This window comes from Candidatus Thermoplasmatota archaeon, from assembly GCA_022848865.1.
GTDB lineage: Archaea > Thermoplasmatota > Thermoplasmata > RBG-16-68-12 > JAGMCJ01 > JAGMCJ01.
On record JAJISE010000010.1, the window covers coordinates 1 to 16,850 of the forward strand.

A 16,850-nucleotide genomic window follows, 5' to 3' on the forward strand; every position below is an offset into this window, starting at 1 on the left:
TGTGTATATATGGTTTTATGTTTTACATACTGTCCATGTCTTCTATTGATACTATGTGTCTTCTCTTTGATTAAATGTACATACTTGGTTATTTCTTGTGCATACTGTACTAGCTTCTTTTGTTAAGCATAACACTTAAGTCGGAGCTTTCCTTGGGCCTCATCTCTATAGTTCCATGACTCTACATGATGCACATGGTACGTATGGCAGCTACTGCACTATGTGTAGTATGGATAGTCTTTGAGGCACAGATTGATAGTCGGTCTACCGAGTATCAAATGGTTTTGCATGGGAAAACCGATTTCCGTCACTTTTCGGGTAATAGGCGCGGCTCGTATTTTTGCCTCGGCCTCCTGATTCTTCTCACAATCTCCTGTTGCACCTTGTTGAATGTCGCGATGTCAATAAGCGGTTCATGCGTACTCTTGTTCAGAATCCCATCCCACTCCACGAACCCGCAATAGAGTGAGTTCTTGAGGATCTTAGCTATTGTCTCTTTGGCCCAGTTCCTTCCATGTTTTGTGGGGATGCCCTCAGCGTTCAGTTCTTTTACAATAGAACCAGTACCAGATCCCTCCAGATATTCCGCAAAGATGAATCCGACTATACGCGCCTCATCGGTGTTCACTTCCAGTTCGCCATCTGCGTAATTGTAGCCATACGGGATGTTGAGGCCGACGAGTTTCCCATCCATTGCTCTTTTTGCCATACCTTCATATATCAACTTCTTGTGCGATGGGTAGTCCTGCTCGAGTTCCTCATGGATCTTCTTTGTGTCAAGGCCGTACTCCTCACACAGGCAATCTATGGCTTGGTCCTCATTCTCGACCCCGTAGTGCTGAATCATCTCCTTGGGAGAGGCGAATCTCAGGAACATGCTCTCGAACAGTGTCATGTCACTGGGGGAGAGTCTGTGGCAGTGCGAGCATAAGACGGTGCAATTGTCTTGATCAGATCTCCCGCCACGAACGACCGGTATCCTGTGATGGAATTCCAAGTCTCTGTAACCCCAACATCTCTGGCATCTGAATCCTGCACGATTCAGCGCCTTCTGTTTCACGTCATCTGGAAAATCCTCATCCCTCATTCTCACACTTCTGCAAGACTGGTTATGTTCTCCTTCCACTCGGGATTCCTTATCCTCCTCCTAAAGGCTTCTTGAACTCCGTTGAAAGTGTTCATGTCTATGATCCCCTCGTGGTGCCCCTTTCTGACTATTCCATCCCACCTCACGAAACCCGCATAGATTGGATTATGGAGGATGTGTCTGACGGACCATACAGTCCATTTCTCGTTCTTCTTCGTGAGCACATTCTTTGTGTTGAGCGATTCAACCACTCTCCCCAGCGTGTAGCCGTCCGCATACTGTTTGAACATCTCTCTCACAACAACAGCTTCCTTGCAGTTCACGACGAGTTCCCCGTTCTGGAAGTCGTAACCGTAGGGCGCGTTGAAGCCGAGAATGCCGCCAACGGTTGAGGCCTTCTGCCTCATCCCCGTGTAAACTCTCTCACCGATTTGCTCGCTTTCAAGTTGGGCAATCCTCTGAATGATATCAACAACGAATCTTCCCATCGCCGTACTCGTGTCGAGCGATTCCTGAACGCTGCTGAACTCCTTCTCCCATATGCGGAGGTTGTCCATCATCTCCATGAAGTTCCTGCTGTTCCTATGTATGCGATCCATTTTCACGACCAGGATGGTGTCCCATTGATCCCTCTCCTCCAGCATTCTCTGATAGGCCGGCCTCTTGATGTCTCTGCCGCTTTGACCGTCATCCATATACTCACTAGCGATGTCCCATCCACGAGCTTTGCAGTAGGACCGCAGCCTATCCTTCTGCGCATCTAATGAGAAGCCTTCCTTTGCTTGGTCCTCTGTGGAAACCCGAACGTAAACGGCAACACGAGTCATTTGCACCCCATCCCGCGCTCGAATAGTTATGCATCTTGCGATATAATAAGCTTGCACCAGCGAACCTCGAAACAGTCGCCGATTCCTCAACTTCTCACGGAGCCGGGAAATGCATGCTCTCTCCCTTCCCTTTTGCTATGCAAGAAGGGTCTTCCAGGAAGACATTATTATCTGACGACAGTGATAGAATTAGAAGACGACCTACGTCATCGCTTTCGAACTGTCGAAGAGCCTCAGTATATGCCCAACATAAACTTCTTCATCTGCTATCGTTATTCGATTCACTTATTTAGCGTAGAGCTAAACTCGTGGTTCGACGAGACATCGGGTCGCTAGTCGCCTCGGATTTCTCTGAGAATCTCCTCCGCCCGGTCCATCCGAACATTCCTCTCTCGAACGAGAATCTCGACGATCTTGTCAATCTCATCCTCCCTCGCTCCGACGCTTGTCGCGATGTTCCTCGCATGAAGGGACATGTGCCCCCGCTGTATCCCCTCGGTCGCTAGAGCGCGGAGGGCGGCGAAGTTCTGTGCAAGTCCGAGGGCCGCGAATACCTCCCCCAATTCGCTAGCCGTCTTGACTCCGAGTATTCTAACGTTGACGCGTGCTGTCGGGTGGACCTTGGTCGCACCGCCGACAAGGCCGACCGCCATGGGGACCTCGATCCCGCCGACCAGGTTGCCGTCCGCGTCCTCTCTGTACGTCGTCAGCGGTCGGTACTGCCCGGTCATCGACGCGTAGGAGTGGCATCCCGACTCGATCGCTCTGGAATCGTTCCCAGTGGCTATCACCGCAGCGCTTATCCCGTTCATCACTCCCTTGTTGTGCGTCGCAGCCCTGAAGGGGTCCGCCTTCGCGAACTCATATGCCTCGAGGATGCCATCGACGACCTCTTCCCCGCCAATCAAATCCCTATCGAAGACGGCCTCTGCGCGGGCGAGCCGGTGCTCTGCGAGATTCGAGATGATCCTCAGGTACACCTTTCCTCCCGTGGCTCTCTCGATGAGGGGGGCGACGGCCTCCGCCATAGTGTTCACCGCGTTGGCTCCCATCGCGTCCCGGCAATCGACGAGGATGTGGGTGATGACCATCGGACCTCTGTCCGTCGATATCACGCGCACCTCAACGTCCCGGGCTCCTCCTCCGTACTTCACGAGCATGGGGTCCTTCGAATTGCAGAGGTCCATTATCTCGTCCTTCTTCTCCAATATCGCCGACTTCGCCTCTTCCGGGTCAGCAACCCCGGTCAACTGAATCTGTCCAATCATCACTGGGTCCGTGCTGGATGTCGTGAACCCTCCCCTTTGGCGGGCGATCTTCGCGGCATTCGACGCCGCCGCCACGACGGAGGGCTCCTCTATGGCCATCGGAATGAGATAGTCTGTTCCGTTGATGAGGAAGTTCACCGCGATTCCGAGTGTCACGGGCATCGTTCCGATAACGTTCTCTATCATCCTGTCCGCTTGATCGACGGACAAGGCTCCGGTGTTGGAGATGATCGAGACCTCCTCATCCGTGAGATCCGCGAAGTCCCTGACGATCTTGAGCCGTTCCTCGGGGGTCTTCTTGTAGAATCCTTCGAGCCTAGAGTCCTTCATTCGCTCAACCGATCGAGAGAAGATAGACTAAACTGAAATAGTTTATGGAACCGAAGCTTCCGGAACTGCCTACTAGACCTTTGTCCCACAGTTCGGACAGTGGCCCGCTCCGGCGGGAAGGCTCGCACCACAGTTTGAGCAGAACCTCACATCCGGCTGAGGTTGCGCGGGCGGAGGTGCAGCGGCTGGCGGAGGTGCAGCTCCCGGTGGAGGCTGCGCCGGTGGAGGTTGCTGCGGGTACTGCTGGTAGGGTTGTTGCTGTGGATAGTAGCCGTACTGAGGTTTGTCAGTTCTGACAACCAAGTACACTATCAGCCCAATGAGGCCAATCAGTATGACGATTATCAGCCACATAGCTCCGCTCATCCCTCGCTCCTCTGCGTCTCTGTACACCCAAACGGCGATGGCGATCCAGATTACAAACCAGATCACGACACAGATGATATACCCAAAGACGAGGAACTCCATCTGTAGTGTGATGTTCCCTAATAGCGCGTTAATATCCATGGGAAGTCCTCAGGGGCGTATCATGCTCGCCGTACAAAACTCTTTCGAGTCGAGTTCCGGATCGCCTGAAACGGCTATTCGCCCGTGATCTTCCTGAGGTTCTCCTCGTACACTTCCTTGGAGATCTTGCCTTCGTCGTACGCCTTCCTCAGCCTCTCCAGTCTGGGGTCCTCCTCGGGCGGTGTTTCAGGCGGTTCTTCCTCGGCGGGCGGCTCTTCGACAGGTTCGGGCTCCTCCGGTTCCAGCTCCTCGAGGGGCTCCTCCTCGCGGACCTCGATCTTCTCCGCTTCCTCGATATCCTCCTCTGGCGGTTCCTCCAGCTCTTCGGGCTCTTCCCCCATCTCTTCCAGCTCCTGGAGCTCCTCCTCGAGTTCCTCATCCAGGTCCTCGAGCTCTTCTTTCTCCTCGGGACGCATCCTCGTGCTGAACAGGTATCCGATGACGAGTCCGACGACGAGAAGGAGGACAGCGACCATCCACGGGATGAGCGAGGGCGCGGGTCCGTAGCTCACGACCCTCATCGCCGTCTGCACGTTGCCCGCCTCGTCCGTGGACTCCACTATGATGATGTTGGGTCCCCAGCTCAGTGTCACGTCCTCGGAGAAGCTTCCATCGAGTTCCGTCTGAAGGAAGCGACCGTTTATGGTCACGGTGCTTCCCGCCTCGGCAGTGCCCCTTACCCTTACCGTGTTGGACGTCGTCGTCTCGGGGACGGACTCCAGCGTGAGGGCGGGAGGCGTGGTGTCCCTGGTGACCAATCTGCTGTCGGACGCTGTGTTCCCCGCGGGGTCGGAGAGGAGGAACGTGATGTTGTTCTCTCCCTCGAGCGGGAGCGGAATGACGGCGTAGAAGGAGCCGTCGCTCTGGACGGGGACGTCGATGCCCGCGATCCTCAATGACAGCATGTCCAGGTCCAGATGCTCCTCCGGCAACTGGGAGACGAGATCATCGACCAGTCCGCTGAACACTGCGAACTCACTGTTCGTCACCGCAGGATAGTCTATCCGCCCGATTGTCGGAGAGACGGAATCCGAGACGATCTCGATCGTTGCAGAGTTGTCGTTTGCCGAGACGAGATCACCCGAGGCGGTCAAGCCGAACCAATCAACAACTCGGACCTGAATGAAATTCGTTCCATTGACGAGTGTGATCGTCGTCTTGAACCTCCCATCTGGACCCGCCGTCAGCATTTCCGATCTGACGAAGACAGTGGCAAGGGCCTCCGTCGTCCCGCTGACCGTCACCTCGCTCACCTGAGTGTGCATCGTTGTCGGTTGGTCGAGCACGAGCGGCGGGGACTGCGTATCAACGACTATTATGAAGTCCCTTATGATCAAGTTCCCGGCAGCATCACCAGTGACGAATGTGATGTTGTGCACGCCCTCGGAAAGCGGAGCGACGGGGCTATACAGGATTCCCCCTGCCCAGTATCCATATGCGTCTTCGGCGTTCCTCACGAACTTGATGTCGATCGTGCTCCAGGATGTGGAATCCTCGCCATCGAAGTACACGGCGCACAGCCCGGGATCTATCTCTCCTCTCTCAAGATCCAACACAGCGACGGAGAACTGAGGCTGGATCTGGTTCGTCGTTCTGTTGTCCAGGTAGTTCACCTGCTTCTCACCGGTGCTCATGACAAGATCCCCCATCGACGGCGGCGTTCTGTCAAGCGTGATAGTCACTGGGATGAGCACGGCCTCGCTCGCTCCAGGCGGACCGAGCGTGAGCACGCCACCGTAGTCCCGGTCCTCAGTGTCGCCCATGAACTCCCAGGACATCCCGAAGTTGAGCGGCGTGTTCGCCGTGATGGGGCCTTCTGGGGCATCGACCATCTTGTAGCCCTCTATGCCAGCTATCGTGACGCTTATCTCGATGTCGAAGTGACCCGGGTCCCTAGTGTCAAAACCGAGGACCTTGATGATATACTGGCCATCCTTCGGGGCCTTCAGCTTGACCTGCTCGTCCGCGTCCGCATCAGCACCGTATTCGACGAACTCGCCCGGTTCCGCTTCCCCGTTCCCGTTGGCGTCCAGGAAGATCCCGAGGTCCAGGTCTGGCGCATCAGCCTTTCCCCATATGTGAACGTCGAAGATGAGGGCGTCCTTGACCCTGACAACGTAGGTGTAGTTCCCGTCGGCAAGACCCTCCACGAACGTTCTCTCGCCCGCGTAGAGCTCTTCGACGATCTTCTTGTCGAAGAATATCTCCACGTCATCGAACCTCTCCATCTGGGCCGGACCTACAGCGCTCGTCTCCATCCCCATCGGCCAATCGAAGTTCGACGTGAAGGTCATCCGCGCCTCTCCGGAGAGTTGATTCGTGACCTTCCTGAGCTCCACTGGAGTGATCTCCACCCAGCCGACCTGGCCCGAGACGTTCTCCTCGGGCTCTTGTGTTCCATTGAACATCACGCAGTGGAGGGCGATGACGTTCAGCCCCGGTCTCAGTGGAGGGGTTATGATCTCCTGGCTCGTGTTCGTGACGGTGTTGAATTCATCGTCGTCCTCGCTGGCTCCGGTCTCGCTCAGCGTGTAGCCTCCGTACCTGCTGCTGTCCGAGAAGTAGTCCGCATAGGCGGGGGCCGGATCCTTACCAAACGCGTGAATGTCAATGTCGGAGGGCTTGAGATTCCAGGAGACATCGATATAGAACTTGTAGTTGTAGGGATCTATGAACTTGCCCTGTCTCGGGACATCGATGTAGAAGTACCTCCAGTCACCGGATCTCTCAAGGTCGCCCTCGAACCCGCCTCCCATGCCCCCTCCTATCTTCGTGTTGTTGAAGAGGTCCTGGGATATCGAGGAGAACCCGCCGAACGTGAAACGTGTCTCCCTCGAAGCGACGTTGACGAGCACGGGGATCACCGATACAAGACCGTTCGCGTCAAGGTAGATTCCTCCCTCGTAGGAGCCGATGCCAACATCCGGAGGCAGGGTCATCGTTGCAGTGAGGTCCTGCGTGCCGCCAACCGGTATCGTGAACGAAGTGCTGTCCAAGGAGAGCCAGTCCCAATCGAACCTCTCGAAGAACTCGATCTTGAGTTTCCAGTACTGGCCTTCGTCCAGCTTTGTCGGCGTTGGCTTGAGGTTGATTATGAGCGCGTCATGGATCCTGGAAGCCGGGTCGTGAACCGTCGTCTCAAGGACATTGGCCACGTTGTTGCATCGCGTGAATGTGTTCGTCTCGGTCTGCTGCATAATCGTGTCCGGATAGTTCCAGTTTGGCCAGACGTCAATGTTCTCCCAGTCGCGAAGCTCCAGAATCATCACCGGATCCTGCGACTCGCGTTTGATCATGCCATTGTCGTCCGTATCGATGTCTGTGAAGTTGGACCATGCCGTGACCTTCATCAGGTCCGCAGAATTCCACAGACCGGCGTCGATTGGGGTCTGAACAAGCGTGTAGGTGTTCCACTGGAAAGGATCTGGCAGTATCTTTGTCAGTCCCGTGTCATTGATCCAGTATGTCAGCCTTCCGTCTGTGGAGTACCAGCTGTCGGTCCTCGTGACTCCATCGGTGTAGTACGTGGCGGTCTTCTTGAAGACCTCATCGCTAGCCTGAACGGAAACGGACGATGTCAAGTCCGTGTTCTCAACGGTGAAGTCGATCGAATCGCTCTCACCAGGGAACATCAGCTTTGCGAACGCCTCGGGTTTTCCGCCCGCGTAGAATCCTGGCACCCAGTACGTGGGATCAACAACTATCCCGCCAACATTCGCGGCCAGATCCACCGCCCTGCTCGCATTGACGAATCCAGCACCTTGCGACAGAACGTCATGGTTGATGTTGTCAGCCGATGACTTCAGTATCGCCTTCGCTTCCTGGACCGTCGGGAATCTCAGGTGGGTCGAGTAGAATGCCTCGTATATGAGCGCAACGACGCCTCCCGTGATCGCCGCCGATACGTGAGAGCCTTCGAAGAGCCCCAACTTAAGAGCCGTCATATTGCTCCCGTCAGGCCCTCTCCACAGCGGATCATCGACGTTTGCGACTCCGATCGTGACAACATCTGGCTTTGGGATTCCCATGGGCGTCGGACCCTTCGAGGAGTATGGCATGACATCTCCCCATTTCGGATTGGATCCTTCCTTCGCGCCATAGGATGCATACGCGGACGAGTCTCTTGTGTAGTCGGTTGCGACGCCAGCCGTTATGACCGCTGTCGCAGAGGACGGCGAGTTGATGGTCCCATATCCGAATCCGTCGTTGCCCGCTGCGGTGACGAACACGGTACTCGCCCCCGACCGCTTGACGGACGCCCAGTCGGCGAACCGACTGAACACATCCCATCCGCTGTTGAGCAAGCGTGCGTAGTTGAAGCCGTTGATCACTATGTCCGCCTCATCCCCTGAGTCCGGAACTCCGTCGTATCCCTCCACCGCAAAGGACCAGGCAGCGAAGATATTGTCAAAGGCGTTGGGGATCATGATGATCGTCGCGTTCGGGGCGATTCCCAGGACCCTTCCTATGTCCGGGTCGCCCAGGTCCGTGTCCAGCCTGCCCTGGCCCACAATCGCTGATGCCATCCTAGTTCCATGGTACTTCTGGAACCCCAGTTCTCCCGCGAACGCTACAAGCTCCCCGTTCTTCGGAACGATGCAGTCCTCGATCAGATTGTCCTCGCAGTAGACATCCGAGTAGGGGATGTACGTCTCCCCGTCCGAAATGAAGTACACCATTCCCGCTGACAGGTCAGGGATTCCATCAGGTGTTGTGAGGTTCTGATTATCGCCTCTGAACGCAGCGGTTGCATTGAAGTCATCCAAGTATCCAACCTCGTTCCCGCGATAGAGAACCACGTCAGTGTCGTCGAAGACCTTGTCATTGTTGAGATCCACGTACACTCTCTCATAGGTGCCGTTGGTCCGGTTGTCCGCGACGAGTACGCCTATCGTCCCGAACGTCTTCACGAGATTCTCGCCGGGATGGTTTCCGAAGTGATAGACAGACCTAGTAGCGTTTTGCGGTGAGATATTCACTTTGTATATCTGGATCCTCCGGTACGCGAAGTTGGAGAGCGACCTGAAGCTGCTGTCCCATGTGACATCTCCCTGTATGTTGAAGTCCGTTGGGGCAGAGTCGTGAGGATGGGATCCGTTCTTGCCCACACTGAAAAGCTCAATGGCGAATCCTGGCGGGTCGCCCAGCGAACTTCTTGGTATTGCCATCTCGAAGAACCCGCTGTCAACATAATCACCATCCTTCAGGCTCTTGTATTTCTGGGATCCGCCTATGTCGATCAGTCTGGAGCCATTCCAGCGGGAACCTTCCCATTCGTAAAGGGTGGCATTCATGAACGTGTCGTTCTGGCTCCACGGGAATCCATCCTCGTCATAGCCCCAAAGGACACTTGTGTAATTGGCGTAGATGGCGAAGTCGGGGAGCTTGTGCTTGAATATGCCCTCTAGCTGCCCGGTGCCTATGTCCCACAGCTTGAGCTGTGTGTCCTCAGCGACAGTTGCTAGCTTGTCATCCGTGGGTGAAATGGAAACGCCGTTTATCTGGGCCTGGCTTGCCTGTTGGGAGAAGATCTCCACGAACTGGGGACCAGATTCCTGCCAGACTTTCGCTGTTCCCAGGAGGTCGCCAGCGGCAATCATGTCACCCGTCCATTCCAGATTCCTTACGTCACCGAAGAGCAATGTGAGATTCTCAACGGGATTCGCTCCCCAGACATCCCATACCTTCACGTTGTAGGTTGTCTCTGCGGCGGATGATGCTAGCCTTGTCCCGTCGGGTGACCAGCAGATGCTCTGGATCTTCTGGGAATGTCCTTCAGGATTTATCGGGGATCTCTGGAGGATAGTGCGTGGAATCCCCCCAGCGGGGTCATTCAGGTTCGTGGCGTTCACATTGTAGATGTAGACCTGCCTATCTCCCGAACCTATGGCAATGACATCGTTGTAGGCAAATGATGGATTGAAGGCTACCGAGTTCGGAGTGAACCCGTTCACCGGCTTCAGATAGCCTATTACGCTTCCATCGTTGACATCGAGAACGTAGACCCTGTCCAGAAGGCCGCCCCCCACCGCGATCCAGGTCCCATTCTCGTTGAAACTCAGGAGGGCTCTTCCGTCAAAGACGGTTCCATCAGGGATGGGTATCTCTCTAATCTGGCTCCCAGTTGTTGGATCCCAAATCCGCACGTAGCTTATCTCGGCCGTTGCCAGCAGACTCCCGTCCGGTGACCAAGCGACCGAGTGCGGTGCGGATAGATGCCCAGAGAGATCGAAGAGCAGGTCACCGTCCTTGCTCCATATCTTCACCATTCGGTCCTTTGATGCAGTCGCGATGAGGCTTCCGTTCGGGTTGAATTGCACATCCGTGATAGAGTCGGAGTGGGAAGCATTCGTGTCTACGAGATTCCCTACGGGATCGTACTCTGCACCAGACGTGGCATTGTCGATATCGATGTAGATGCCGTACGTCTTGTTCAGGGTGCCCATGCTCGTGTGGAATCCGAAGTACCAGAAGTCCTGGTCCCGTGTCACGAAGAGGTCTATCAGATCGAAGTCAGTCGTCTTCGCCCCCACAGGAGGCTGGTACTTCACCTCACCCGAATCGTCACTTCCCCACTGTTCACGCTCGGCGAAGTCGTTCTTGCCATCGATCCTGATTCTGTGACTGACCGGGAAGTTGTCAGTACCGTTCTGAGTGGCGTTCACGAACCAGGTCTCGTCAGGATACTTGTTCTTCATGTACGTCGCGACGGACATCGGGTCGAAGACAATAGGCCACCCATAGTAAGGGGAGTAGTAGTCATAGGAAGCAGTCACCACGTCGGCAACGTTCAAGGGCGGTGTGAAGATGACTTGCCCCGTATCGTAGTCGATGGTGTAGCCTCCTGGCATGAGCGTCCCATTGACGTAAAGGGCCTCTGTGCTCGGAATCACCTTCTTGTGAACGAGTGTCGCATTGTCCTGCCCAGCAACCGCAGATTGCACGACGATTTCTCCGGTCGTGGAGTATGTCGTGGCGTCCCGCGCCTGAGTGCCAATCAGATCGAGATTCGCGAAGTCGACACCAGTGTCCGGTATGGCGATCTTAATGTCTTGGCCGGAGAAACCCTTGTCCCGGGCGGAATCGATTCCATGTCTCTCGTTGATCACATCCAGCGATGGGGCTGGGCCGTCTCCTCCGCTGTCCATCGGCAGGTTGGGTTCGGAGTACTCCGAGACACCCACAACGCCCTCGAGGCTCCCGATATCTGGGACGAGGGAGGCAGGGACCTCGAGGATCCTGACCGTCATCTCATACGATTCCTGCGTCAAGCCTGGCCCTTCCGAAGCGACCTTGTTCCCCGCCAGGAAGTCGTGTAGGATGTCTGGTCTGAACGTCATCACTGCAATCTTCTCGATTCCCGTGTTTTCGGGCTCTGTGGCCTCCTTCTCTCTCAGGGTTCCCAGACCGTCGTCCACACCGAACGTCCCATACGTTTCCCGATGCTCGATCATCGCGATTTGCCCGTCACTGTCCCCTAGCATCCCAAGCCCTGCCTGTGCTGCAGATGCCAACATGAGTATGCCAAGAAAGACAGCTTTGGCGAAAAGCCAAACTCGAGGTGATTCTGCCATGTCCTCCTCCTCGTAGAAGTTCTGTTGAAGTCATGTTGCCTGAACTATAAGTATTTTGTCGGAATGCATTCGTTGCTGGTCATATGTCAACTGCCCAGACCGCTGAAGGAACATTTAAATACAAACTGGAATATAGCAACTTCTACCGAGATTGTGGGCAGAAAATGATTGTCACTCGGAATGGAGGAGTAGCATGAAAGCAGGAAATAATCGCAGAGTGCTAGTCGGACTTATGGTCGGACTCGTCGTGATCGGAATGGTTCTCCCGGCAAGCGCCACTAGCATTTCCACTGAAGAAGAACGCCAGTCTCCCGTAGAACCTTCCTTTCTTTGGTTCTACTACTCTGGATTGGAGGTAGACACGAGCGATTCCCAAGCCGTGATGGAGACATACGCCAACGTGGAAACGGGAGACTATTACGTCATCCAGTATTCGGGCTATTTGACCGCTGACAGGGTGGAGAGGCTCGAGGACCTGGGCGTCGGATTGTATGAATACCTTCCGTACAACGGCTACGTTGTGAGAATGGATGAACCGACTGTCTCAAAGGTGAGAAGCCTCGACTACATCAGGTTTCTAATGCCATACTACCCAGCCTTCAAGGTCTCCCCGGACCTGTTCGGATACGAGGTCGTGAAGGTGAAGGTGCATCTGTACCCAGATGTGGATTACGATCGGAACCTGAAGGAAATCGAAGACCTTGGAGTGGTCTATGGAACATCCACTCGTCATGGGACTGTGAATGTGATTGTCGCTGGGATCCAGATGGATGAACTCGTCGCCATCCCTGACGTAAGATATGTGGTGGAAGACTCTCCAATCGTCGTATACAACAACCGAGCAGCTACGCTGGAGGGTAACTACGACGCCCAGCAAAGCTCAATCAGCGGGTTGTACGATCCACTGTTGGGAGACCCGATAGCGTTGACTGGTGAAGGGGAAGTCATAGGATTCGCCGACACGGGATTCGACACGGGTTTCGTTACTAGCGGTCATTACGACTTCTTCTTGGGTCCTGGCCCTGGCTGCAACAGAGACAGGGTTTTGTCGATAAGGGCGCATACGGGACATACAGACGATCCTGACGGTCACGGAACCCACGTAGCGGGGGACGCCCTCGGCAATGGGTACATCAAGGAGTTTGTGGACGGAGTCTTCGACCCGTGCGATGCTGACTACACGGGTGGATACGCGGGCGTGGCCCCAGAAGCAGAGCTTACTTTCGATTCCTGCGGGTCTGGGGGCGGCCTGCTTGTTCCTACACCGGATGTGTGGGAATTCCAGTACGCGGATGGCGCAAGACAGCACTCCAACAGCTGGGGACCGCAGTCCGTGCAGAACACCTACGGGCCCACCGCAATCGCCGTTGACGGCTTCATGTGGGACAATCCAGATGCCCTCGTTCTGTTTGCGGCTGGGAATGACGGACCCGCGTGGAACACTGCCAGCGGCGGGGGAAACGCTCACAACACTCTCAGTGTAGGAGCCGGAGAAAACGACCGCCCCTCCGAGGGCGCAGGGTCGGACGACCCCTCACAGCTTTCCTCCTACAGTAGCCGAGGACCTGTGGAAAACAGGCTCAAACCCGATATCGTCGGCACGTCGGAGCTTGCAGGTCCGCATTCGAGTCAAGCCGCGTACAATGAGTACTCTGACATCACGGACTACCAGTACTACAATCTGCCTGGCTCGTATGCGAACGCGGATTACTGGTATATGGGTGGCACATCAGCATCGACGCCGCGAGTCGCGGGACAATCTGCGCTGGCAAGGGAGTTCTACAGGGAGTACCACGGTCTCACGGTCAGCGAAATCACATCTCCCCTCGTGAAAGCGACACTCATCAATGGTGCAACCGACATGGGATACGGCTATCCCAGTTATGACCAGGGTTGGGGAAAGGTGAACATCAAGAACTCCTTGTTCCCGACGGCGCCTAGAACCAACCAGTGGAGCACCGGCAACCTCGGTGCAGGAGAGCTTTGGGACGCCGCCACACACGGCGGCATGAACCTCAACATCCGCTCTTCGAGAGTCCCGCTAAAGATAACGATGGCTCACATGGCCCCGATGGGCTCCTTCCTTCAGGACGACCTTGACCTCGAGGCAATCTCCCCGAGCGGTGTGGTCTACAAGGGCAACCTCTTCGCAACCGAGAACAACTATCCCGAGTACGATGATTGGTCCTATCCTGATCCGGGCAACCTTGACTGGGACGGCGACTACTACTTCACACTCGACATGGACACAGATGATGACTACAACTCAGTGGAGAACATCTTCGTCGAGGAGCCCGAGCTGGGGATTTGGACAGTGAAAATCGTGGGTGACGGAAATGCCATCCACAATCCTCCGTTCGGGATAATCTTCTCTGCAGATGTAGGACCGATCAGGGACTACCACGTTGCTCTGACGACGGTGAACCCGCTCAGATACACGGTTCATCCTGGCGGGTCAGCCGCTTTCTCCTTCAACGTCCTGAACTTCGGATTGTTTCAGGACACCATCGCAATGGGTGAGACGGCAGTTTCCCCACCCACTCCACTGATAACGGTCGCATACAAGAACAACACCGGCGCCACTGTCACGGATCTTGCGCTGGAATCCAACGAGGGCAGGGACCTGACGGCCATAATCTCCGCGGATCCACTGCTTGCCACAGGCGCATACACGTTCTGCATCAAGGGGACGTCCCAGAACGACATCACCGATCCAATCGCGTCAGATAGGCTCTGCCTCGTGGTGGATGTCATTCAGCAGAGGCTCCCTAGGGTGATACAGGTCACCAATGAGACCTACAGCCAGACGGAGCCACACATCGTCGCCTTCAACGACGGCTTCACGGATCACGTCTTCATCGCGTACAAGGCGGAAGCGACTGAAGGAACGCGAGTGGAGGTCAAGCATTCGACAGACGGGGGGCTCACGTTCGGAGCCCCGAACAGGATAACGTGGGTGCCAGATGGCCCGACCGATATCCGCATGACATACTTCAATGACAGCTCCACGAACTGGTCGCATCGTGTGTTCATAACATGGCACGGCAACGACCCCGCCATCTCCGCCGTCGATGATAGAAGCGACTGGGTGTATGTGGCATACTCGGACGCGCCATACGCCTCTTGGACCCTGAGTCACGTTGACACGAACTCCGGACCGCGCTGGCACAATGTGAAGAGAATGACGTTCCTGCTGCCACTTCCAAGTCCGCCTTCAGGACCTTCGGACCAGCTCCTGTTGATCAATGAGGTCCTCGAATATTCCTTTAGCGGACAGCCGGATCCCACTCAGGTTTCCGTGCTCGCGTTCTTCTCGTACGATGGAGGCGACACATGGACGAACAAAACACCCAACGCGGTGATATCACCGCAGGACGGGAACTACCACTTCTTCCCGAACGGATTCGTGGATCAGAACGGCGTAGCTTGGATCATCTACTACTGGAGACTTGCCGGTTCCGGTCAGAACAAGAGAGACCTTTGCTTCCAGTACTTCGACGGGGCCAGTTTCCATCCAAACCTCGGTATGAAACAGGACATCACGAATACACCTGGTAGCCTGATGTTCCCTGCGGGAGTCAGCACAGGTGAAGGGCCCAGTGGAAACAGAGTCTATGATGTCTTCACTCAGAGCGTGACTTCAGATGAGGACAAGCAGATGTTTGTGGTCTATTCGGACGATATGGGCGCCACTTGGGAACCATGGGACCATAACCCCCCCTGGACACCAGACTCGACACAGCTCAACGTGCCATACGGAGGCATTGTGAGTCAGACATACTACGTCACCAGACCGGTCCTGGACATCGATGACGCCTCGAACACGCTCGTGGTCACATTCTACGAGGAAGACACGATCCCATTACTCGGATCTCCGAATATCCACGTGGTTTTCTCACAGGATGGTTATGCCTCCGGAGTGACGTCGGAGCTGACGGCTGATGCGTACGGAAAGGGCCAGCCCATAACCGATACGATTGACACGACCATCTTCACGACATACCATGCAAGGAGCCAGAAGGGTGACACGGACATCTATCTCAGGATATACAACTGGGATTGGTGGAACGACGCTGACAACCTGGGTCCAGTGACAACTGTTGTTGCATCCAATCCGAACCCGTTCAACCTAACTGCGTACAGCCAGTTCCTGCTGACCGGGAACGTTGATGACGTGAGCACTGGCTATAACAACATCGCCGCAGCGGAGTACTTCCTTCAGGATTTCAGACCTACGCCCGCGCAGGACGGTACTGGAACCTCCATGAGCGCAACGGACGCGGGATTCGACAGCCCGATAGAGGGCGTCTCTGCCGTCGTCGACGTCCCTGGCAATTGGCTCCTCGGGCAGTGCAAGAAAGCATGGGTACACGGCCAGGACATCTTGGGCTATTGGGGAGATCACGAATATGTGGAGATCTGCCTGACGGCTGTTGGCGCCCAGAAGCCGGCCATGCCGGTGATGACCGACGCCCTACTCTCACCTGCTATCGCCGACGTGACACTCAACTGGGACGCTTCGCCCGACGATGGGTCGGGAGAGATGGACATTGTCCACTACGGGATTCACAGAGCGACGAGCTATCTCGGACCTTATCAGAACGTGGGCAATGTCACAGCAACGCAGAGCCCATCGTACACGTGGACCGACCTCGGAACGGGCCATGGAGATCCCCTGAACTACTTCTACTGTGTCAGGGCGTTTGACGGCGTCCTCGAGTCGGAATGTCCGGACATCGGGGCCAAGTTCACGATGCCGCTCACGGCGGGAATCCACTTGATATCCATTCCTGTCAGGGCATCGGATCCCAGCGTAGAGAGCATCTTCCAGACAATCAGCGTCGCCAGGGTGTGGACGTATGTCGCATCTGACACTGCCGATCCCTGGAAGACCTGGAGTTCGGTGAAGAAATACACGGACCTCCCAGCGATAGATATCACGATGGGTCTTTGGGTCGATGTCTCAGTAGGTGGGGATCTGACCGTGGCTGGTCTGGTTCCGAGATCTGTCTCAGTGACCATGGAAAAGGGCTGGAATCTCATCGGTGTTCCAACATTCCTGGATTACATCGTGAGTGACACTGGTGCGACCGAGGCAGAGGGCTATGACGGAGCCGCGCCACCGTACTATCTCAGGAAGATCAACCTGTTCGATCCGTTGGTCACTGGAGAGGCCTACTGGGTCCACAAGAGCGCAGCTATAGCTTGGCCAGTAGACAACGCGATTCCATAGGCTTAAAGCCGAGTCCCCGATTCA

6 protein-coding genes are annotated in these 16,850 nt (G+C 55.5%); 1 reads left to right on the forward strand and 5 read right to left on the reverse strand.

Annotated features, from left to right (window positions below; all coding sequences use genetic code 11):
- Window positions 1-307: 307 nt before the first annotated feature.
- The 5 genes from LN415_03170 to LN415_03190 all read right to left on the reverse strand — a co-directional run bounded on the left by LN415_03170 (window position 308) and on the right by LN415_03190 (window position 11,503).
- Window positions 308-1,087, reverse strand: coding sequence for a recombinase family protein (locus tag LN415_03170; GenBank protein ID MCJ2556092.1), 780 nt, complete (start codon window positions 1,085-1,087; stop codon window positions 308-310).
- 2 nt (window positions 1,088-1,089) lie between these two features.
- Window positions 1,090-1,914, reverse strand: coding sequence for a recombinase family protein (locus LN415_03175; GenBank protein MCJ2556093.1), 825 nt, complete (start codon window positions 1,912-1,914; stop codon window positions 1,090-1,092).
- A 332-nt stretch (window positions 1,915-2,246) separates the two neighbouring features.
- Window positions 2,247-3,512 (reverse strand): hydroxymethylglutaryl-CoA reductase, degradative, encoded by a 1,266-nt coding sequence (locus tag LN415_03180; protein MCJ2556094.1) that lies wholly within the window; start codon window positions 3,510-3,512, stop codon window positions 2,247-2,249.
- A 72-nt stretch (window positions 3,513-3,584) separates the two neighbouring features.
- Window positions 3,585-4,019 carry a zinc ribbon domain-containing protein gene (locus tag LN415_03185; protein MCJ2556095.1) on the reverse strand — a complete coding sequence of 145 codons (435 nt, stop codon included), beginning with the start codon at window positions 4,017-4,019 and terminating at the stop codon, window positions 3,585-3,587.
- A gap of 74 nt (window positions 4,020-4,093) precedes the next feature.
- On the reverse strand, window positions 4,094-11,503 hold the full coding sequence (locus LN415_03190; GenBank protein MCJ2556096.1) for a S8 family serine peptidase: 7,410 nt from the start codon (window positions 11,501-11,503) through the stop codon (window positions 4,094-4,096).
- Between the two features lie 283 nt (window positions 11,504-11,786).
- Here LN415_03190 and LN415_03195 point away from each other — a divergent pair, with 283 nt between their 5' ends.
- Complete coding sequence (locus LN415_03195; GenBank protein ID MCJ2556097.1) at window positions 11,787-16,826, forward strand: S8 family serine peptidase; 5,040 nt, start codon at window positions 11,787-11,789, stop codon at window positions 16,824-16,826.
- Window positions 16,827-16,850: the final 24 nt, after the last annotated feature.

What these genes read in the sequence shown, in the direction of transcription:
- LN415_03170 (MCJ2556092.1), bottom strand. Translation starts at nt 1,087, where the DNA reads ATGAGGGATGAGGATTTTCCAGATGACGTGAAACAGAAGGCGCTGAAT.
- LN415_03175 (MCJ2556093.1), bottom strand. Translation starts at nt 1,914, where the DNA reads ATGACTCGTGTTGCCGTTTACGTTCGGGTTTCCACAGAGGACCAAGCA.
- LN415_03180 (MCJ2556094.1), bottom strand. Translation starts at nt 3,512, where the DNA reads ATGAAGGACTCTAGGCTCGAAGGATTCTACAAGAAGACCCCCGAGGAA.
- LN415_03185 (MCJ2556095.1), bottom strand. Translation starts at nt 4,019, where the DNA reads ATGGATATTAACGCGCTATTAGGGAACATCACACTACAGATGGAGTTC.
- LN415_03190 (MCJ2556096.1), bottom strand. Translation starts at nt 11,503, where the DNA reads ATGCTAGGGGACAGTGACGGGCAAATCGCGATGATCGAGCATCGGGAA.
- LN415_03195 (MCJ2556097.1), top strand. Translation starts at nt 11,787, where the DNA reads ATGAAAGCAGGAAATAATCGCAGAGTGCTAGTCGGACTTATGGTCGGA.